At 60.0% G+C, this 20,352-nt stretch carries 19 protein-coding genes, 1 tRNA gene and 1 pseudogene; 19 read left to right on the forward strand and 2 right to left on the reverse strand.

The window, feature by feature from the left end; all coding sequences use genetic code 11:
- Positions 1-383: 383 nt before the first annotated feature.
- The 19 genes and pseudogenes from ACKTSJ_RS03365 to ACKTSJ_RS03455 all read left to right on the forward strand — a co-directional run bounded on the left by ACKTSJ_RS03365 (position 384) and on the right by ACKTSJ_RS03455 (position 18,124).
- On the forward strand, positions 384-854 hold the full coding sequence (locus ACKTSJ_RS03365; protein WP_407897390.1) for a prepilin-type N-terminal cleavage/methylation domain-containing protein: 471 nt from the start codon (positions 384-386) through the stop codon (positions 852-854).
- Positions 855-910: 56 nt separating this feature from the next.
- Entirely contained in the window at positions 911-2,638 is a 1,728-nt protein-coding gene (locus tag ACKTSJ_RS03370) for a tetratricopeptide repeat protein (RefSeq protein ID WP_407897392.1), read from the forward strand.
- Positions 2,639-2,971: 333 nt separating this feature from the next.
- On the forward strand, positions 2,972-3,292 hold the full coding sequence (gene flhD / locus ACKTSJ_RS03375; protein ID WP_407897539.1) for a flagellar transcriptional regulator FlhD: 321 nt from the start codon (positions 2,972-2,974) through the stop codon (positions 3,290-3,292).
- 61 nt (positions 3,293-3,353) lie between these two features.
- Positions 3,354-3,902: a flagellar transcriptional regulator FlhC gene (gene flhC, locus ACKTSJ_RS03380; RefSeq protein ID WP_407897394.1), complete on the forward strand. Its 549-nt coding sequence runs from the start codon at positions 3,354-3,356 to the stop codon at positions 3,900-3,902.
- Between the two features lie 312 nt (positions 3,903-4,214).
- Positions 4,215-5,069, forward strand: coding sequence for a flagellar motor stator protein MotA (gene motA, locus ACKTSJ_RS03385; protein WP_407897396.1), 855 nt, complete (start codon positions 4,215-4,217; stop codon positions 5,067-5,069).
- Between the two features lie 10 nt (positions 5,070-5,079).
- Complete coding sequence (gene motB, locus ACKTSJ_RS03390; protein ID WP_407897398.1) at positions 5,080-6,141, forward strand: flagellar motor protein MotB; 1,062 nt, start codon at positions 5,080-5,082, stop codon at positions 6,139-6,141.
- Positions 6,142-6,168: 27 nt separating this feature from the next.
- On the forward strand, positions 6,169-7,794 hold the full coding sequence (locus ACKTSJ_RS03395) for a methyl-accepting chemotaxis protein (protein ID WP_407897399.1): 1,626 nt from the start codon (positions 6,169-6,171) through the stop codon (positions 7,792-7,794).
- 15 nt (positions 7,795-7,809) lie between these two features.
- Complete coding sequence (locus ACKTSJ_RS03400; protein WP_407897400.1) at positions 7,810-9,462, forward strand: methyl-accepting chemotaxis protein; 1,653 nt, start codon at positions 7,810-7,812, stop codon at positions 9,460-9,462.
- Positions 9,463-9,492: 30 nt separating this feature from the next.
- The gene (locus tag ACKTSJ_RS03405; protein ID WP_407897402.1) at positions 9,493-10,437 is read left to right on the forward strand and encodes a chemotaxis protein; all 945 of its coding nucleotides are present in this window, start codon (positions 9,493-9,495) and stop codon (positions 10,435-10,437) included.
- A gap of 10 nt (positions 10,438-10,447) precedes the next feature.
- On the forward strand, positions 10,448-11,389 hold the full coding sequence (locus ACKTSJ_RS03410) for a chemotaxis protein (RefSeq protein WP_407897404.1): 942 nt from the start codon (positions 10,448-10,450) through the stop codon (positions 11,387-11,389).
- Between the two features lie 77 nt (positions 11,390-11,466).
- Positions 11,467-11,865: a chemotaxis response regulator CheY gene (cheY, locus tag ACKTSJ_RS03415; RefSeq protein ID WP_407897406.1), complete on the forward strand. Its 399-nt coding sequence runs from the start codon at positions 11,467-11,469 to the stop codon at positions 11,863-11,865.
- 8 nt (positions 11,866-11,873) lie between these two features.
- On the forward strand, positions 11,874-12,605 hold the full coding sequence (cheZ, locus tag ACKTSJ_RS03420) for a protein phosphatase CheZ (protein WP_407897408.1): 732 nt from the start codon (positions 11,874-11,876) through the stop codon (positions 12,603-12,605).
- A gap of 158 nt (positions 12,606-12,763) precedes the next feature.
- Positions 12,764-14,617, forward strand: coding sequence for a chemotaxis protein CheA (locus ACKTSJ_RS03425; RefSeq protein WP_407897410.1), 1,854 nt, complete (start codon positions 12,764-12,766; stop codon positions 14,615-14,617).
- A gap of 442 nt (positions 14,618-15,059) precedes the next feature.
- Positions 15,060-15,270, forward strand: a pseudogene (locus ACKTSJ_RS03430) (methyl-accepting chemotaxis protein); the annotation flags it as partial.
- Positions 15,271-15,314: 44 nt separating this feature from the next.
- On the forward strand, positions 15,315-15,818 hold the full coding sequence (locus tag ACKTSJ_RS03435; RefSeq protein WP_407897411.1) for a CZB domain-containing protein: 504 nt from the start codon (positions 15,315-15,317) through the stop codon (positions 15,816-15,818).
- Positions 15,819-15,848: 30 nt separating this feature from the next.
- Entirely contained in the window at positions 15,849-16,676 is an 828-nt protein-coding gene (locus tag ACKTSJ_RS03440) for a CheR family methyltransferase (RefSeq protein WP_407897413.1), read from the forward strand.
- Positions 16,657-17,247, forward strand: coding sequence for a CheB methylesterase domain-containing protein (locus ACKTSJ_RS03445; RefSeq protein WP_407897415.1), 591 nt, complete (start codon positions 16,657-16,659; stop codon positions 17,245-17,247). The genes ACKTSJ_RS03440 and ACKTSJ_RS03445 overlap by 20 nt, the downstream gene beginning before the upstream one ends.
- 194 nt (positions 17,248-17,441) lie before the next feature.
- A tRNA-Ser gene (locus tag ACKTSJ_RS03450) sits at positions 17,442-17,531 on the forward strand.
- Positions 17,532-17,554: 23 nt separating this feature from the next.
- Positions 17,555-18,124, forward strand: a complete 570-nt coding sequence (locus tag ACKTSJ_RS03455; RefSeq protein ID WP_407897416.1) for a YfaZ family outer membrane protein — start codon at positions 17,555-17,557, stop codon at positions 18,122-18,124.
- 189 nt (positions 18,125-18,313) lie between these two features.
- Here the strand turns inward: ACKTSJ_RS03455 and feoB are convergent, their stop codons facing one another.
- Together feoB and ACKTSJ_RS03465 are read right to left on the reverse strand one after the other, a co-directional pair.
- Positions 18,314-20,101, reverse strand: coding sequence for a ferrous iron transport protein B (gene feoB / locus ACKTSJ_RS03460; protein ID WP_407897418.1), 1,788 nt, complete (start codon positions 20,099-20,101; stop codon positions 18,314-18,316).
- A complete protein-coding gene (locus tag ACKTSJ_RS03465) occupies positions 20,098-20,331 on the reverse strand; it encodes a ferrous iron transport protein A (protein WP_407897420.1) in 234 nt (77 codons plus the stop codon). Before ACKTSJ_RS03465 ends, feoB begins: the two co-directional genes overlap by 4 nt.
- Positions 20,332-20,352 lie beyond the last annotated feature (21 nt).

The following is a 20,352-nucleotide window of genomic DNA, read 5'->3' on the forward strand; positions in this document are numbered from 1 at the left end:
CAAGGCAGGATGAATTCGAACCCCCTGTCGGGTTGAAACCCGACCCACAGGGAGCAGCGGGGTTTGTTTAGTCCGACGCGGGAAGATAAATTCAACCAGACCGTTCGATCATGGATTGACAAAAAACGTCACCTGGCGTGCGAATTTTGGCAGCCCGGTCTGAATCGCCAGCCCGGGAACCCGGCATAACAGGGCGTTTGCCGATGGCACGCAACCTGCTAGTATTCGCCCGCACACCTCGTGTGTGCCCGTCAGCCAGATCACGGCGCGGCGGAGTCCATGGTGCGGAAAGGGCGGAAAGCGGTCCGATCCAACCCAAGGAATTCGTCAGGCAGTGGTCGGGTTGCCAAGGGCAACGTTCCAAACCGCAAAGGAGAATGACAATGAAGCAAATCCAAAAAGGTTTCACCCTGATCGAACTGATGATCGTGGTCGCGATTATCGGTATTCTGGCTGCTGTGGCGATTCCGGCTTACAGCGATTACACCCGTAAGGCAAAATTCACCGAAGTTGTGCAAGCAACACAAGCAGTCAAGACGGCGGTTGAACTTTGTCTTTCCGATGAAAATGGGGTGGTTGACAATTGTCTTCCTGGGGGTACCGGCGGGGTGCCTGCCAATAATGCTTCCTACCCAAATTCGAAGTATATTCAATCGGTTGTGGTTGCAGGGCAAACGGGCACAAAAGCCGATGGCAATTATCTCAACATGCACCTTGTAGCCACCGCGAAAAACGCAAATGGCTTGCGCGGTGAGGATTACGAGCTGGTTCCAAATTTCGATGCCGCAAGAGGCGTTACTTGGGCTCTCGACACAGCTCAAAGCTCCTGCTTCACGGCGAATATTTGTAAGTAATTTGCAGGTTGTTGGTAATTCAAGCCCCTCTTCGGAGGGGCTTTTTCTTGGAGTGGATGATGTCAATCAAACGGAAACTAATCTATGTGATGGTTTTGATCTGCACAACCGCAATGCTGTATGGTCAGTTTCTGTGGAACCCGATCGTGTTCGACGATTCGCCATTCTTCATGGTCAACGCCAGCGGCCATCAGCCGGTGGATGATTATCGTTATTCGCCCCTTGAATTACGTTCCTTGCCTTACGCGACGCTGGCCTGGGGCAAGGCAGCTTTTGGTCTCGACATGCTGCACTTTCGCATCGAGAACCTGCTGCTGCACGCGGCGGTTGCCGTGGTATTGTTTTTCTTTTTATCCCGTGTGTTCGGGGCGGTTGGTGGGTCGGACTGTGCGTGTGGTGTAGGGGCGTCAGCCCCGTACAGCCACGGCCTACCCCTCGCGGGTGTCAGTCCGACACGGCCCGTCGAATCCCATGGTGCTGTCGGGTTGAAACCCGACCTACAGACGGCATCGAAGTTGTCGCCCGATACGTTGGCGTTCTGCGCCGCGTTGTTGTTTGCCCTGCACCCCGTCGCAGTCTATGCGGCGGGTTATCTGGTTCAGCGCACCATCCTGATGGCAACCTTGTTCAGTCTGCTGGCGATGCTGGCCTGGTTGCACGGCGATGAGCGAGAAAGCAAACCGTGGCTGTGGGCGAGCGCATTTTTTTATTACCTTGCAGTGTTTAGCAAGGAACACGCGATCATGCTGCCTGCGGTATTGCTGGCACTGACCGTAATGCTGCATAGCGACTGGAAGGAAAAATTTCAACGAAATTGGACAGTGCTGCTGGCAATGTGCGGCGTGGCGCTGTTTGTCCTGTTCTCGAAGATTGGCATTCTGGGTTCGGTGTATGAGCCTGGTGCGCCGGAAATGCTGGCCGAGCCGGAAAGCAATCTCAATTATCCGTTAAGTGTATTGACGCAAACATGGCTATTTTTCAAGTATGCAGCTCTGTGGCTGTTCCCGAATCCGCACTGGATGTCGGTGGACATGCGCGAACCGTTTGCGACTTCGCTGTGGTCAGGCTATCTCGCAGCCTTTTTCGCTTTCCTGGCTTGGGGCGCGCTGGCGGGGTGGCTGCTGTTCAAGCGGGGGCGTCTGGGATTGCTTGGCTTTGCGCTGTTGTTTCCGTGGCTGATGTTCCTGCCGGAGTTTTCCACCGTGCGCATCCAGGAAAGTTTCGTGCTGTATCGCAGCTATCTGTGGGCGGCGGGGGCATGCGCGGTGTTGCCGCTGCTGCTGGACCGGCTGGACAAGCACATGGCGGGTGTTGTGATTGCTGCGATTGCGCTGGCCATGATTCCGATTTCGATGGACCGGCTGGCTACATTTTCCCATCCACTGACACTTTGGGATGATGCGGCAAAGTTGTTGAAACAGGACGCACCACTGCCTGGAAGTGCGCGGATCTATAACAATCGCGGCCTTGAGCGACTTGAATTAAATCAATTCACTGATGCACGAAGTGACTTTGAAATGGCGATTCGTCTTAATCCAAACTCTCCATTTGCATATACCAACTTGGGAGCCTTGTACCTGAAAGTAGGCCAGCCTGAAGAGGCTATCCGGGCTTTCGATATGGCGATAAAGATTATGCAGTCATCAGGCAGGAATTTGGATAGCCGTCCATTCTTGGGTAAGGGGAAAGCTTATGAAGCAATGGGAGAAATGACTGCAGCCAGACGCCACTATGAAATGTCGTGCAAGATAGCAAACAAAGGTTGCGACAAATTGGTCGATTGATTCCGCGCCATTTGGATAAACCCTCGTGCCGCCGCGTATTGGTGCTACAGCGCAGATAGATAATTTCCAAACTTGCCCTAAAGTTTCTGCCAGCCCTGCCGATGACCTGTACGTGCAACATGCTGAACCCTTCTCCCGGCATGGCATATCACCTGACCGCCTTTGCCGGGATCAATCCCCGGGCAGAGGGGGTTCTTTTTTTGTAGGAAACTTTCCTAGTCGTACCGTGCAGAACCTTCCTAGGTGAAAATCGGAAGACCTCCGATTTTTTTCTGTGCTTCATCCCCGCAGAATGCGACCGTCGAATTGAGACAGCATTCTTGAGGGGGCATGATGAACACGAATCAGGTGCACGAAGAAATCCGCGAAACCAATCTTTCTTACATGATGCTGGCGCAGCAGATGATCCGCAACGACAAGGCGAGCGCGATCTTTCGTCTGGGGGTGAGCGAGGAGATGGCCGAGCTGATCGCCGGGCTGTCACCCGCGCAACTGCTGAAGATGGCCGCCTCCAACATGCTGCTGTGCCGCTTCCGTTTCGACGAGCGCCTGCTGCTCAACATGGTTACCGATTACAACAAGGATCGCATGATGTCGAAGGCGCACGCCACCATCCTGATGGCGGGACAGCCGGTCGAGGCACTGGCTGTGTAGGTCGGACTTTAGTCCGACATGTCGGACTGAAGTCCGACCCACAAGAACGGGGAGCGAAGCAATGCGCAACAAGAGTGTGGTGAACGAGGCACGCGAGATCCAGATCGCGGTGGACCTGATCCATCTGGGGGCGCGCCTGCAACTGTTGCAGGAAGAGACACACCTTTCGCGCGAGCGCCTGCTCAAGCTGTACAAGGAGGTCAAGGGCGAGTCGCCTTCCAAGGGCATGCTGCCCTATTCCACCGACTGGTTCATGAGCTGGTCGGCGAACATCCATTCTTCCCTGTTCATGGGGATTCACCAGTTCATGGCAAAGCATGCGGGGCTGACCGGCGTCGAGGCGCTGGTCAAGAGCTACCGGCTGTATCTGGAACAATCCGAAACGGGCGATGACGAGCCGGTTTTGAGCATCACCCGCGCCTGGTTCCTGATTCGCTTTTTTGAGGCGGACATGATGCAGCTCACCACGTGCCACGAATGCAGCGGCCAGTTCGTGGTGCATACGCACGAGTTGTGCGAAACCTATGTCTGCGGCATCTGCAAGCCGCCGTCACGCGCTGGCAAGACCAAAAAAGCCAAGCAGGCGGAAGGTGTTGTTGCCACCCAGTAGGTCGGGTTTCAACCCGACATCTCAGGATAAATCCAACCTCCTGTCGGGTTAAAACCCGACCCACAGGGAGCAGCGGGGGTTTGTAGGTCGGACTTCAGTCCGACGAAGCAGCCCGACCCGCATTACTCTTCTAAAGTTTTACCGAATGTTGCCGCTACTAATGCAGAGCTTCAGCAGTAGCGGTTTTTTATGGGTATCTGCCCGTCGTAAAAAAAGAACAGTTGCCGAAAAGCCGGGCTGTTCGGCGGATGAAGCCAGACAGCCGCTGCTAGCATGAAGCGTAATTGAAACGAATCGGTGAGGGGTGGAGCCATGCTGGTCATCATTGGGTATGTGGTGGTGTTGGGGTCGGTGTTCGGCGGTTTCGCCATGGCCGGCGGGCATCTGGGCGCGCTGTGGCAGCCGCTTGAATTGCTGATGATCGGCGGCGGGGCGCTGGGTGCGTTCTTCGTCGGCAACAACATGAAAGCGATCAAGGCCACCTTCAAGGATGCGCCCAGCCTGCTCAAGGGTTCCAAGTACAGCAAGGAAACCTACATGGAGCTGATGGCGCTCATGTACGAGTTGCTCGGCAAGGTGCGCAAGGAAGGGATGATGTCGATCGAGGGCGATGTCGAAAAACCGGAAGAGAGTCCCATCTTCTCCAAGTATCCGAAGATATTGTCCGACCATCACGTGGTCGAGTTCATCACCGACTATCTGCGCATCATGGTCAGCGGCAATTTGAATGCGATGGAGATCGAGAACCTGATGGATGTCGAGATCGAGACGCATCACCACGAGGCGCTGGTCTCTTCGCACGTCATCGCCAAGCTGGCGGACGGCATGCCGGCCTTCGGTATCGTGGCCGCGGTGATGGGCGTGGTGCACACCATGGAATCGGTCGGCATTCCGCCCGCCGAACTGGGCATGCTGATCGCGCACGCGCTGGTGGGCACCTTCCTCGGCATTTTGCTGGCGTACGGTTTCGTCGGGCCGCTGGCGGCCTTGCTTGAACAGAAGGCGGAAGAGGGCAGCAAGATGTACCAGGCAATCAAGGTCGTGCTGCTGGCGAATCTGAACGGCTACGCGCCGGCCATGGCGGTGGAGTTCGGGCGCAAGGTGCTGAACTCGACCGACCGCCCCGGCTTCGCCGAACTGGAAGATCACGTCAAGCAGAAACGTTGAGCGCGCGACCATGGCTGAAGACAAGAACAAGCGCCCCATCGTCATCAAGCGCATCAAGAAAGTCGCCGGCGGCCACCACGGCGGCGCGTGGAAGATCGCCTATGCGGACTTCGTGACGGCGATGATGGCGTTCTTCCTGCTGATGTGGCTGCTGGGTTCGACGGCGAAGGGCGACTTGCAGGGCATCTCGGAATACTTCAAGACGCCGCTCAAGGTGGCGCTGATGGGCGGCTCCGGCAGCGGCGACAGTTCGAGCATCATCAAGGGCGGCGGCCAGGATCTGACGCGCAGCCAGGGGCAGGTGAAGCAGGGCGAACTGCCGCCGGAAAAGAAAGTCATCAATCTGAAAGCGGCGCAACAGGAGTTCCTGCGCCTGGAGGCGAAGAAAGAAATCGATCAGTTGCGGCAACTGAAAAAAAATATCGAGGCCGCCATCGAGAGCAACAAGAAGTTGCAGCAGTTCAAGAGTCAGATCCTGCTCGATCTCACCACCGAGGGGCTGCGCATCCAGATCGTGGATGAGAAGAACCGTCCGATGTTCCAGAGCGGCAGCGCCAGGCTGGAAGATTACACGCGCGACATCCTGCGCGAGATCGGCCTGATGCTGAACGCCATGCCGAACAAGGTCAGCCTGTCCGGACACACCGATGCGCAGCCTTATCTGACGGCGGGCGGCCGCTACAGCAACTGGGAATTGTCGGCGGATCGCGCCAACGCCTCGCGCCGCGAGCTGATTGCCGGTGGTCTGGCGGATGAAAAGATCGTGCGTGTGGTGGGGCTGTCCTCGGCGGTGCTGTTCGACAGCGAGCAGCCGCTGAACCCGATCAACCGGCGCATCAGCATCATCGTGATGAACAAGAAAGCGGAAGAGGCGGCCCGCCAGGACGGCGGCACCGTGCAGATCGATGCGGAGAACGGCGACCCGGAAGAATTGCTGGGCGCGTCCGGGGTGCAGGCCGCCTCCGGGGTTGCCGCCGCAATGGAAGTCCAACCGACGGATGCGGTGTCCGAAGGTTCCGCGCCGCCGGTGAGTGACAAAACTAAAGAATTGCCGCACCAGGCCGATAGTTGAACACACGAAGAATTGAAGGGGCCGGACATGAACGCATGGTGGGGAAAACTTTCGCTGAAGAGCAAGCTGCAGCTTCCAATCCAGCTGGTTCTGTTGGTGATCATGGTGCTGGCGCAGCGCGCAGCCTTGAGCACGTTCGAGGAGCGCGTGCTGGAAGATGCGCGGCAAAAAGCCGAGGTGTCCGCCGACGGCGTGTTGAACGGCCTCAATATGCTGATGCTCAACGGCATCATCAGCGACGCCGACCAGCGCAAGCTGTATGTGGAGAAGATGGGCGCCTCGAACAAGGTGCTTGAACTGCGCGTGATGCGCAATACGCCGGTGATCGAGCAATTCGGGCCGGGCCTGCCTTCCGAGCAGGCCCGGGACGACCTGGACCGGCGTGCCCTGGCAACGGGCGAGCAGCAAACCGCGCTGGCGGAAACTTCCGGCAAGAATTCGCTGCGCGTGGTGGTTCCCTTCATTGCGCGCAAGGCGTTTCGCGGCACCAACTGCCTGATGTGCCACATCGTGCCGGAGGGGTCGGTCAACGGTGCGGCGAGCATCACCCTCGACCTGTCGGAAGAATTCGCCCTGATCACAAAGGCAAACACGATCTTGTGGGGGGCACAGGTGCTGGTGCAGGTTCTGTTGTATTTCCTGGTCGGCTGGCTGATCAGCATTGTCACGCGCCCGACCCATGAATTGCAGCAGGCGATGCTGGCGATGCAGGCGAGCGGCGATCTGGCGAAGCGCGCGCCGGTGCGCAGCCAGGATGAAGTCGGACAGACGGTGCAGGCATTCAACGCGCTGGCCAATAATTTCCAGGTGATCGTTTCCCAGGTCGATGGCCAGGCGAAGCAGGTATCGGTTGCGGCCCATGCGTTGGCGGAAGATGCGGCCACGCTGGCCGACAGCGTGCACAAACAGAATGACGCCGCAACGGCAGTGGCCGGCGCGGTGGCAAAGGTGAGCGGCAGCATCGGGATGGTTGCGGAGGGCGCGGAGCGCGTGGCGAAACTTTCCCATGAAAGCCTGGAACGCGCCAATCACGGCCAGAGCAGCCTGCAGGAAATGGTGCTGGAACTGGGCAACGTGGAAAAGGCAGTGCAGGAGATCGCCCATTCCGTCGGCCAGTTCGTGGCCAACACGCAGAGCATCACCAACATGACGCAGCAAGTGCGCGACATTGCCGAGCAGACCAATCTGCTGGCGCTGAACGCCGCCATCGAGGCGGCGCGCGCCGGCGAACAGGGCAGAGGATTTGCGGTAGTGGCGGACGAGGTGCGCAAGCTGGCGGAAAAATCCGCGCAATCGGCGAGCCAGATCGACGAGGTCACCCAATCGCTGGGGGCGCAGTCCGAACAGGTCGAACGCACGGTGCAACTGGGCATGAATGCGTTGCAAACCAGCCAGTCCCATGTCGGGGAAGTGACTCAGATCCTGGTCGAATCGAACCGGTCGGTGGGCGGCGTCAACGACGGCCTGGAAGAAATCTCGCGCTCGATCAATTCGCAGCGCGATGCCACGCAGGAGATCGCGCGCAATATCGAGCGCATCGCCGGCATGTCGCAGCAAAGCGATGCCATCGTGCAGCGCACCGTTGTCGCGGTGCAGGGCATGAAACAAATATCGACCCATTTGAGCAAGACGGTGGGGCGCTTCAAAGTCTGATTAAAGGAGGATGGGATGTTGAGCAACATGACCATCAAAGGGAGGCTGATTCTGCTCCTGTGCATCCTCATGGCAATTGGTGCCGGGGTCGTCGCATCCGCCTACATCGGGTTCGCCAATTTGCAGACGGTCACGCAGGATATCGCCGAGCGACGCATCCTGCTGATCCGCACCGTGAACCGGGCAATGACCACGCTCCAGAGCAACAAGGTCGAAGTGATGGCGGCTTTGCAGCACGACCCAAACGGGATGGTGGCGGCGCTGCACGACCATCCGGTTACCCGGCATTTCGAGGCGATCGCGGAAAACAACAAGAAGCTCGATGAGTATTTCGCCGAACTGGGGAATAACTCTCACAGTGAGAAAGGCCGGCAATTTCTGGAGGCCTTCCGCGAGGCGCGCAACGCTTTTGACGAAGCCGGCTTACTGCCCACGCTGGAGCTGATCAAGTCCGGAAATTACGCCCAGGCAGACAAGTCGCTGCTGACGAAGATGAATCCCTTGTTCACCCCGGCGATCGAGAAGGGGCGCGCCCTTGCCAGTCACGAGGATGAGGGGGCACACCAGGCATTCGAGCAGTCCATGAAAGGCGCGCATCTGGCCGAAATCATCATGCTGGCCGGCATGTTGCTGGCGCTGATCGTCGGCGGAGGCATGGCCTATTCGGTGATCTCCGGCATTGCGCGCTCCACCGGCGAGATGCGCGCGGGGATGGCCAGCACGGCCGCCGACGGCGATCTGACGCGCCGGGTCAACGTGGTGGGCAAGGATGAGGTTGCCCAGGCGGCGGGGGCTTACAACACGCTGATGGCCAACATCAGCCAGACCATTGGCCATGTCAATCGCGGCGCCAACGCCGTGCTGACCACGGCGACCGAATTGGCCGGCGCCTCGGGCCGCATCACCCAGGCATCCCGGGCACAGAGCGAGGCGGCCGCCTCGACGGCGGCCGCGCTGGAGGAAATCACGGTCAGCATCAATTCGGTTGCCGACAATTCGGAGGACGTGCGCAAGCAGTCCGAGTCGAGCCTGCAACAAGCCACCGAGGGCAATGAAAGCGTGACGGTGATGATGGCGGAGATCGACAAGGTCGAGGCGTCGGTCAATCAGATCGCCAGCTCGGTCAAGGAGTTCGTCGAGAGCACGCGCGCCATTGCCGGCATGACCCAGCAGGTGAAGGAGATCGCCGAGCAGACCAATCTGCTGGCGCTGAATGCCGCCATCGAGGCCGCACGCGCCGGCGAACAGGGCAGAGGATTTGCGGTGGTGGCCGACGAGGTGCGCAAGCTGGCGGAGAAATCGGCGCAATCGGCAAGCGAGATCGATCAGGTGACCAATGCCCTGAACAAGAAGTCAGGGTACGTCGAAACAAGCGTGCAGGAGGGACTGCGCGCCCTGCGCACCACCCAGGAGAAAGTCGAGCGTGTGGCGGAAGTTCTCGCCGGCACGGGCGATGCGATCCGGAAGTCCAGCCTCGGGGTGCGCGATATTTCGGCGTCGGTCAGCGAACAAAGTCTGGCCAGCACGGAGATTGCGCGGAACGTGGAGAAAATCGCGCAAATGGCGGAAGAGAACCACGCGGCAGTGGATTCCAACGCGCAGGACATCCAGCGCCTGGAACAGGTCGCGCGTGAATTGCAGCAGGCCGTGGGCAAGTTCCGCGTTTGAGACGCAACAGGAAGGCGAGGAGAGAGAGCAATGTCAGACCTGCTGAAAAACATCGATGCGCGCACCAAGCTGGCGGGCACCAACAAACTGGAAATCCTGATGTTCTCGCTTGGCAAGGATTTGCGCACCGGGCGCGAGGAGACCTTCGGCATCAATGTGTTCAAGGTGCGCGAGGTGATGCGCATCCCCGAGATCACCCGTGCGCCGGAGATGCCGGCCGCAGTCGAAGGGATGGTCAGCCTGCGCGGGGCGCTGGTGCCGGTGATCGATCTGGCGAAGTACATCGGCATGGAGCCCGACGGCCAGCCGGGCATCATGATCGTGACCGAATACAACGGCTACACCCAGGGGTTTCTGGTCAGGGCGGTGGACAACATCCTGCGTCTGGACTGGTCGGCGATGCGCGTGCCGCCGGAGATGCTGGTCGCGGAACTGGGCGGGCTGGTCACCGCCATCACCGAGCTGAAGGACAAGCGGCTGGTGATGATGCTGGACGTGGAGAAGGTGCTGGCCGAGACCGGGCATTTCGGCAGCGACGAGATGATCTTCAAGGCGGTCAGACATCTGGGCAAGGAGAACCGCACGGTGTTTTTTGCCGACGATTCGTCCGTGGCGCGCAATCAGATCGCGCGCACGCTGGAAGCGATGGGCGTGAAGTCGATCTCTGCCATCAATGGCCGCAGGGCATGGGAAGAGCTGTCGCGCATGGCGGACTATGCCGATTCCTCCAATACGCCGCTCAGGGAGATGGTGCAGGTCATCCTGACCGATGTGGAGATGCCGGAGATGGACGGTTACATGCTGACGCGCAAGATCAAGGCGGACAAGCGTTTCAACGGCATCCCGGTGCTGATGCACTCCTCGCTGTCGAGCAGTTCCAATCAGCAACTGGGCAAGGCCGTCGGCGTGGATGAATATGTGCCGAAATTCGAGCCGCAGAAATTGTCGCAGACGCTGGCGCGTCTGTTGGCGTAGGGAGAGACCGATGAGCTACACAGAAGACATGACTTCGTCCGACAGCCTGCTCGACCATGTCGATGCGCGCACCAATCTGGCCGGCACCAACAAGATGGAAATCCTGCTGTTCAGTCTGGGCGGCGAGGAGAAGTTCGGCATCAACGTGTTCAAGGTGAAAGAGGTGTCGCAGGCCGGCAAGATCACGCGCACGCCGAACATGCCGGGCGGGGTGGACGGCATCGTCAGTCTGCGCGGCCATGTGATGCCGGTGCTCAATCTGGCAAAGTTCATGGGGGTCAAGGAAACCGCGCCGCACCAGACCATGATGGTGGCCGAGTACAACACGCACATCCTGGGTTTTCTGGTGAAGGACGTGGACCGTATCATCCGCGTGGACTGGGACAAGGTGCGCCCGACCGAGGGGATGCTTTCCGATAAGGGCGCGCTGATCACGGCAATCACCAATCTGGACGACGGGTCGCTGGTGTCGATCCTGGATGTCGAGCAGATTTTGTCCGATGCGTTTGGCGAGGCCATCGTCGGCAACGTCGAGAAGGTCGAAGCAGGGCATGAATTGTGCGTCTTTTTCGCGGATGACTCGATGGTGGCGCGGCGCAAGATCACCGAGGTGCTGGACAAGATGGGCGTCAAGCATATCCAGGCGAATAACGGGCAGGAGGCGTGGGAGCGCCTGCGCGGGATGGCCGATGGCGCGCAGAGCAGCGGGCAGGATTTGCGCGACCAGATCCAGGTCATCCTGACCGACGCCGAGATGCCGGTGATGGATGGCTATGTGCTGACGCAGAACATCAAGAACGACAAGCGCTTCGAAGGCATCCCGGTGGTGATGCATTCTTCTTTGTCGTCGGATGCGAACCGGGCGATGGGCAAGCGTGTGGGGGTGGACTACTACGTGCCAAAGTTCGATTCGCAGGTGTTGTCGTCCACGTTGCGGCCGCTGCTGACGTAAGGATGTGGGTCGGACTTTAGTCCGACAACGGTGTCGGGTTGAAACCCGACCCACAAGGTGGGTATGAGGGGATGAAAATGGGTATAGAGAACACAAAATTTCTGGTGGTGGATGACTTCTCCACGATGCGGCGCATCGTGCGCAATCTGCTCAAGGAGCTGGGCTTCACCAATGTGCAGGAAGCGGTGGACGGCGTCGATGCGTTGCAAAAACTGCGCGGCGACCCGTTCGATTTCGTGGTGTCCGACTGGAACATGCCCAACATGACCGGGATCGAGCTGTTGCGCGCGATTCGCGCCGATGCCGCCCTGAAGCATCTGCCGGTCTTGATGGTGACGGCCGAGGCGAAGAAGGAAAACATCATCGAGGCCGCGCAGGCGGGGGCCTCCGGCTATGTGGTCAAGCCGTTCACGGCGGCGACTCTGGATGAAAAACTGAAGAAGATCTTTGCTGCGTTCCCGCAATTGAACAAGTGAGGTGAATCATGGCAAGCAATCCGGCAAACAATGACTCGGACGATCTGGAGGCGCTGTTCGACAGCATCATCGCCGCGAACACGGATGAACCCGCGGCGGCGCAGGCCAAGGTGATCCCGCTCAATGCGGAGACGGAGCCCGCCCGGGTCATCAACCAGGTCGGGCAGATGGCGCGCAAGTTGCACGACACCTTGCGCGAGCTGGGGCTGCACAAGGAGATCGAAAAAGCCGCCGCAACCATTCCCGACGCGCGCGACCGTCTCAACTATGTGGCGACCCTGACCCAGCAGGCGGCGGAGCGCGTGCTCAACGCGACCGAGGCGGCACAGCCGCTGGTTGAGAAGCTGGGCAGCGATTCGCACCGGCTGGCCACGCAGTGGGATTTGCTGTTCCAGAAAAAACTCGACGTGCAGCAGTTCAGGGAGCTGGTCACCCAGACCCATGCCTTTCTGCACGAGACCCCCAAACAGACCAAAGAGACCAACGCCTATCTGGTGGACATCATGATGGCGCAGGATTTTCAGGATCTGACCGGGCAGGTCATCAAGAAGATCATTCAGGTGACGCAGGAGATGGAACAGCAGTTGCTCGCATTGTTGCTGGAGAACGCGCCCGCTGCGGTCAGGGCGGAAATCAACAGCGGCCTGCTGAACGGCCCGGTGATTAACGCAAACGGCCGCAGCGATGTGGTGACCAGCCAGGACCAGGTCGATGATCTGTTGGAGAGTATGGGCTTCTAGATTGGGTAGCGCGATTGGTTTTAGCTCCCTCCCCCTGCGGGGGAGGGCCGGGGTGATGGAAGGCAGCAGGAAGCATCTCGGACGAAAAAAGTAGAACGAGTGTTCCCTCACCCTAACCCTCTCCCGGTGGGAGAGGGAACTGAACAGGAGTTGAAAAAATGAACGATTTTGCCGGCATGGAAGACCTGTTGAGCGATTTCCTGATGGAGGCGGGCGACATGCTGTCCGATGTGGACAGCAAGTTGATGGGGCTGGAGAAGAATCCAAACAATGGCGGATTGCTGAACGAGATATTCCGCGGCTTTCATACGATCAAGGGGGGCGCGGGATTTCTGAACGCGGGCGAACTGGTCACCCTGTGCCACCTGACCGAGAACCTGTTCGACAAGCTGCGCAACAACGAGCTGACCTTGAGCGCGGAGCTGATGGATGTGATCTTCGCCGCCACCGCCGAGGTGCGGCGCATGTTCGGCAATCTGCAGCAAAGCCAGCAACCTGCGGCGGCGCCGGATGAGATCATCGCGGCGCTGCAATCTGCACTGGAAGGAAAAACCGTCGCCCTGCATGCGTCCGTGCCGGCGACTCCGGCGCCCGGAGCGGATGCCGAAAAGGCGCCGCTGCCCGCCATTCCTGCCGACCAGGTGGATTGGGACGCGCTCTACAAGGCGCTGACCGGCAGCGATATCGTGGAAACGGTCGGTGCGAAACGCGATCCGGAAGAAATCAGGCAGGCGATCAACGAGGAAGAGTCCACCAAAAAAGCCTTCGGTCGCCGCGCCTCGGATGTCCCCGGTGCAACCGTGGGGCGCCGCAGCGGCGATGTGCCGCCTGCGGAAGCCAAGGAAACCACCATCCGGGTGGATACCGATCGGCTGGATCAGGTGCTCAATCTGTCCGGCGAGATCGGTCTGACCAAGAACCGCCTCACCCATCTGCGCTCCGATCTGTTGCAAGGCCGCAGCGATGCCGAGCTCTTGCGCGAGCTGGATCAGGCCGTGACCCAGCTCGACATGCTGGTGGTCAATCTGCAGAACGCCGTGATGAAAACCCGCATGCAGCCCATCGGTCGCTTGTTCAAGAAATACCCGCGTCTGGCGCGTGACCTGGCGCGCTCGCTGGGCAAGGAGGTCGAACTGGTGCTGTCAGGCGAAGAGACCGAAATGGACAAGACCATGATCGAGGATCTGAACGATCCGCTGGTGCATCTGGTGCGCAACGCGGTGGACCACGGCGTGGAAACCGTGGCGGAGCGCCGTGCCGCCGGCAAGCCGGAAAAGAGCAGCGTGGAACTTTCCGCGCGCCAGGAAGGCGACCACATCCTGATCACCATCGCCGACGACGGCAAAGGGATGCGCCCGGAAGTGATCCGCAACAAGGCGATCGAAAAGGGGCTCATCACCAACGAGGTGGCCAACACGCTGGACGAGGCGCAATGCCTGGAACTGATCTTCCTGCCCGGATTTTCAACCAAGGAGGAAATCTCCGCCGTGTCCTGGCGCGGCGTGGGCATGGACGTGGTGAAAACCAACATCCAGAAGCTCAACGGCAACATCCAGATCCAGTCGGAGCCGGGGCGCGGCACCACCATCGCCATTTCGCTGCCGCTGACGCTGGCCATCCTGCCGGTGCTGGTGCTGCGGCTGGGCGACCAGTCGTTTGCCGTGCCGCTGTCGATGGTGCGCGAGATCTTGCCCGTCACCCAGGAAGGGCTGCAACAAGTCTCCGGCAAGGCCACCATGGTGGTGCGCGGCGAAGTGTTGCCGGTGTTGCCGCTGACGCAGCTGATCGGCTGGGGCAGCAACGAGCACTCCGAAGTGGGCGTGCTGATGCAGTTCGGCAGCAACAGCTTCATCCTCACCGCCGACGGTTTTGTCGGCCACGAGGATGTGGTGATCAAGTCGCTGGACACTTTCCGCCCGAAAGGCGTGGCGGGCGTGACCATGTCCAGCGAGGGGGACATCGTGTTGATCCTGGACATCAAGGAACTGTTGAGTGACGTGCGCGGCAACTGAAGGTGCGCGTTGAGGCGTGAAGTCGGGCGCGGTTCGGTTCCGGGTTTGAATGGCTTTTAATAAGGAGTGCATCATGTTTTGCGGAAAATTGAGGCGGGAGCACCAGCAGGCAATGAGCCGCCTGCAACAGGCCGAGCAGGAGGTGGGGCGCCTGCAGGGAGAATTGGCGCAGCTCACCGCCGAGCGCGATCGCTTGCGCGGCGAGGCGAACGCGGCGCGCACCGACTGCCAGGTGGCGGACAAGATTTACAGCAACATGCAGGGCTTTGGCGAATCCTTCATTGCCTTGCAGCAATCGCAGGTGGCGGCGGCGGACAGCCTGCGCCAGGAAAAGAAGACCACGATCGATGCGGCCGGCGAGGTGGTGAACAACCGCGAGGCGGTGATGAAGATCGCGCAGAGCATGGCCGACCTCTCCAACGACACCTTGCAGACTTCGGGCAGCGTGCAGGGACTGACCGAGCGCGCGGCGCAGATCGGCAGCATCGTGCAACTGATCAAGGAGATCGCCGACCAGACCAATCTGCTGGCGCTGAATGCGGCGATCGAGGCGGCGCGCGCGGGCGAGCAGGGGCGCGGTTTCGCGGTGGTGGCGGACGAGGTGCGCAAGCTGGCGGAACGCACCGCCAAGGCCACCAGCGAAATCTCGGTGATCGTGACCGCCATCTAGGGCGAGAGCAGCACGGCGCGCGAACAGATGGAACAATGGGCGGCCAAGTCGCATGAATTCGGTTCCGACGTGACACGCGTGGTGGACAGCCAGAAACATCTGCTGGAGCTGATGCACAACTCGGAAGGCACCATTTCCGCCGCCGCCCTGCGCAGTTTCGTGGAGGTCGCCAAGATCGACCACATTCTGTACAAATTCGAAATCTACAAGGTGTTCATGGGGATCTCCGAGCGGACGGCCGACAGCTTTGCCTCGCACACGGGATGCCGTCTGGGAAAATGGTATTTCGAAGGAGAAGGCAAGGATTGTTTTGCCAAATTGGACGGCTACCAGGCGGTGGCGAGTCCGCACCAGAATTTTCACCAGAATGGCAAGGATGCCGTCGCCGCGTTCCGTGCGGGCGACGCCCTGCGCGGCATGGAATTCGTGGCGAAGATGGAAGCCGACAGCATGGGCGTGCTGGCCGCGCTGGAACGCATCGCGGTGGCGGGGGAAACGGATAGCAGCCTGCTGTGTCATTCGCCGGGATGAGTTTGGCCACCGGGATCCGGCACTGACTTGATGCATCGAGAATTCGTCTTTACCGAGCAGGATTTTCAGCGCATCCGCACGTTGATCCACCAGCATGCCGGGATCGCGCTGGCCGACAGCAAGCAGGAACTGGTGTATAGCCGCCTCGCGCGGCGCCTGCGCGCCACCTGGCTGAAGTCGTTCGGCGAATATCTCGCCCTGTTGCAACGCGGTGGCGAAACCGAGTGGGAGGCGTTCACCAATTCGCTCACCACCAACCTCACCTCGTTTTTCCGCGAGGCGCATCACTTCGCTTTGCTGGCGGAGCACCTGCGCAAGCTGGACAAGTCGGGTCCGATCCAGCTGTGGTGTTCGGCCTGTTCGACGGGTGAGGAGGCCTATTCCATGGCGATTACCGTGGCCGAGACTTTCGGGGGCTTCAAACAACCCGTCTCCATCATCGCCTCCGATCTGGACAGTAGCGTGATTGCCACGGCGCGCGCCGGACGCTACAAGGCGGAAGCTGTGGCGAGACTCTCGCTGGAACGAATCGAACGATTCTTTACGCCTGCCGACGCCGGTTATTTCATGGTGCGCCCGGAGTTGCAGCGCATGATCGAATTCAAGCGCTTCAATTTGCTGGATGCCGCCTATCCCATCCGCGCAAAGCTGGACGCGATCTTTTGCCGCAATGTGATGATCTATTTCGACAAGGAGACGCAACTCGCCATCCTCAAGAAATTCGCGCCCCTGCTCAAGCCGAACGGTTTGCTGTTCGCGGGGCATTCGGAACACTTCTATCAGGCGGCAGCGTATTTCAGATTGCGCGGGCAGACGGTGTATGCGCTGGCGAACAGGCTTGAAACAATTGAAAGATGACCGACGCAAGATTGTCGTGGTGGGTTCATCGACCGGTGGGACGGAGGCGTTGCGCGTGTTTCTCGGGAGGATGCCGAAAGATGCGCCACCCATCCTGATCGCGCAACACATGCCGGAGATGTTCGTGCCTTCGTTTGCGGCGCGGCTTGACGGTATGTGCGCCATGCGGGTCAAGGTGGCCGCCCCGCTTGAACACATCCAGAGCGGACACGCCTATTTGTCTCCGGGGCACTCGCTCATCGCGCTGGCACGCCACGGAGCGGACGATTGCATCGTCCTTGGCGATGCGCCACCCGTCAACCGCCACCGGCCCTCGGTGGAGGTGCTGTTCCACTCGGCGGCACAGGTGCTGGGCAACCGCGCCATCGGCGTGATGCTGACCGGCATGGGCAAGGATGGCGCCGCCGCGATGCTGGAGATGAAACGGGCGGGTGCGTACAACTTCGCGCAGGACCGGGCGAGCAGCGTGGTGTTCGGCATGCCGCGCGCCGCGATCGAACTGGGCGCGGTGGATGAAGTCGTGCCGCTGGATGAAATGGCGGAGAGCGTCCTGGCACGAATCCGGCGCTGACGGGCAGACGGCATTCATGCTGCCATCAACCGGCTGCACGGCAAGCCGCAAAATGCGCGGGACCGAATCTTCGCGCATTGGGAAAAGTCGCCCTTTCAGGTATCATGCGCGCCATTGTTTGCGGGTTAACCGGGTTCGCCCTCCCGCCGACATCATGACCCTGCCGCAGCCAGGCTGCCGGTGCCGGGACAACTGGAAGCGTGGCCGAGCGGTTGAAGGCACTAGTCTTGAAAACTAGCGAGGATGAAAGTCCTCCGTGAGTTCGAATCTCACCGCTTCCGCCAACATCATTTATAAGGAGTCGCTCATGCTACGTCGTTATGTTGCAATCGGATTGGTGCTGGCAAGTTCGCTGGCGATGGCAGATACGCTGGATATCAACTTGAGCAATAGCGCAGCCCAGTTCAAATATGGCGTGCCGAGCGGAATCGCCGGTAAGTCGAGCCTGTTTGCCTCATTTTTGTACAACGACGACAACGATGCCATGGCGGATGCCGGGCTGCTGGTGCTCAATGAAGAAGGGAGTGTGCCCGGGCTGACTTTGGGAATCGGGGCGAAAGCCGTTGCGGCTTCCCTGAACAATGTTGCGCCATCGCGCAAATTTGTGTCCGCAGTTGCGCTGGGGGGGCAAGTGCGCTTTGAGGTGCCGGCTGATCGCCGTTTTGCCGTGGTGGGTGAATATCATTACGCCCCCAGCATCATCAGTTTTGGTGACGTCAATCATTTTTCGCAACTGGCGGTCCGGGGCGAGTTCTCCATTTCTCCATTGACCCAGGCGTACATCGGCTATCGTGACAGCAAGTTCAACCTGGACAAGGGTCTGCCCACTGCGGACTTGGAAAATGGGGCGCATATCGGGATCAGATTGTCGTTCTGATCACGCAATTGCTGCGCCGCAAACGAAACGCCCCGGCTTGACCGGGGCGTTTTTGCAGGGTGCGCCGCGAGGGACGTGCAATACACTTCGTGGCGATTCACCCAAAAGATGAGCGTGGAAATATAACGAAATTCTCTTCTGTTCATTGACGTGCGGCATCCCGGGAGCGGTCAACTGCGGTTTTTAGGTTCAATAGCCCAGTGCGCGCGCCGTTTGATAAAACAGGAAGCTGACCAGCCAGGCCAGCGCCAGCGACCAGACGATGACGAAGGCGGCGAAGCCGGTACTTTTTGCTTCGTTGCGCAGGGTGGCGATGGCGGACAGGCAAGGGGTGTAGATCAGGGTGAACAACATGAAGCTGTAGGCCTGCACCCAATCCAGTTGCTGGGCCAACGCACTGCCGAGCGCATCGCCGAACTGGCCGTAGATCACGGCGAGTGCACCGATGACGATCTCTTTGGCGACGAAGCCGAAGATGAGCGCGATGGTGAGCTGTTCATCAATGCCGACCGGGGCGAAGAGGGGGTGGAGCAGGCTGCCAATCATCCCGGCAAACGTGTCGGGCCCGCCGGGTGCGGCGGCGGGCGGCAGGTTGGTGAGCAGCCAGACCAGCACCACGCCGGCGACGATGAATTGGGTGGCGCGCCGCAGGAAATGGCTGACCTCCTGCCAACCGCGCAGCAGCATCTGGCGCAGGGTGGGAAAGCGATAGGGCGGCAGTTCCAGCACGAAAGGCTCGTTGTTCTGGTACTTGCCCTTGAACAGCAGCGCGGTGAGGATGGCGGCGGCAAAGCTGGACAGATACAGGCTGAACAGCACCAGCGGCGCGGCCACCGGCGAGAACAAGGCGGCGGTGATGAAGACGAACACCTGCAGGCGCGCCGAGCATAGCGAGAACGGGATGATCAGCATGGTGAGCAGGCGCAGGCTGCGCGAGCGCATCACGCGCGTGCCCATCAAGGCCGGGACGTTGCAGCCGAAGCCCATCAGCAGCATGACGAAGCCGCGCCCGTCCAGTCCCATCTTTGCCATCAGGGCGTCCATCAGGAAGGCGGCGCGCGACAGGTAGCCGCTGTCCTCCACCATGGCCATGAACAGAAAGAACAGGATGATGAGCGGCACGAATGCGGCGACCGTGGCGACGCCGTTATAGAGGCCGTCCAACAACAGCCCCTGCACGATCGCGGGCAGCCAGCCGACCGCGGGTTCGAGGGCGGCGCCGCGCAACCAGCCGAGGGCGTCGCCCACCCATAACTGGAGCGGTTGCCCGAGCAGGAAGATGCCCTGGAATAGCAGATACATGATGCCGAAGAACAGCGGCAGCCCGGCCCACGGGTGCAGCATTACGCGGTCGAGTTTGTCGCTGAGATGTTCCGGCATCTGCACCGGAATCTGTACCGCATGGTGCAGCACACGCGCCATTTCCGATTCAAGATGCGCGTCTTCTTCCAGCTGGCTGCGCAATTGCTCGGCCATGCCGGGCGTGGGATAGCGCAGCGCCCGGGCGACGGCCTGCAGGGCTTCGGGGTAGCCGGCGCCGTATTTGCCGCTGAGCAGGAAGACCGGCATGTCGAGCATTTCGGCCATCTTTTTGCTGTCGATGGTGATGCCGTATTTCTTCGCCTCGTCCGCCATGTTGAGCAGCACCACCACGTTCAGGTTGAGCCGCTTCAATTGCAGCAGCAGGCTCATCTGGCGTTCGATCTGGGTGGCGTTGAGGATGACCAGGGCAAGGTCGGGCACGTTGTCGTGCAGGAAATGGCGCACCACCTGTTCGTCGTCGGAAAAACCGTGCAGGTCGTAGATGCCAGGGAGGTCGATGATCTCCACCATATCGCCGCCCAGCAGGATCTTGCCGGACAGCAGTTCGACCGTGATGCCGGGCCAGTTGCCGACACGCGCCGCGCCGCCGGTCATGCGGTTGAACAGGGTGGATTTGCCGGTGTTGGGCATTCCGAGCAGGGCGATTCTTTTCATGCCTTGCACACCGTGACTTTTTTTGCCTCGTTGCGGCGCAGCATGACATCGGTGGTGCCGATGCGGACCTGGAGCGGGCCGGAGAAACCGGCCTGGCGGATCAGCTCGACCCGTTTGCCGCTGCGCATCCCGAGGGCCTGCAAGCGCTGGTGCAACGCCTCTTCGGCGTGGATGGTGACGATGGTGGCGCTGTCGCCGGGATGCAGTTGAGCGAGGGTCAGTGAGGACATGAGCGAATGGGTTCCGGTTGC

The organism is Ferrigenium sp. UT5, assembly GCF_045866295.1.
In the GTDB taxonomy this organism is placed as follows: Bacteria; Pseudomonadota; Gammaproteobacteria; order Burkholderiales; family Gallionellaceae; genus Sideroxyarcus.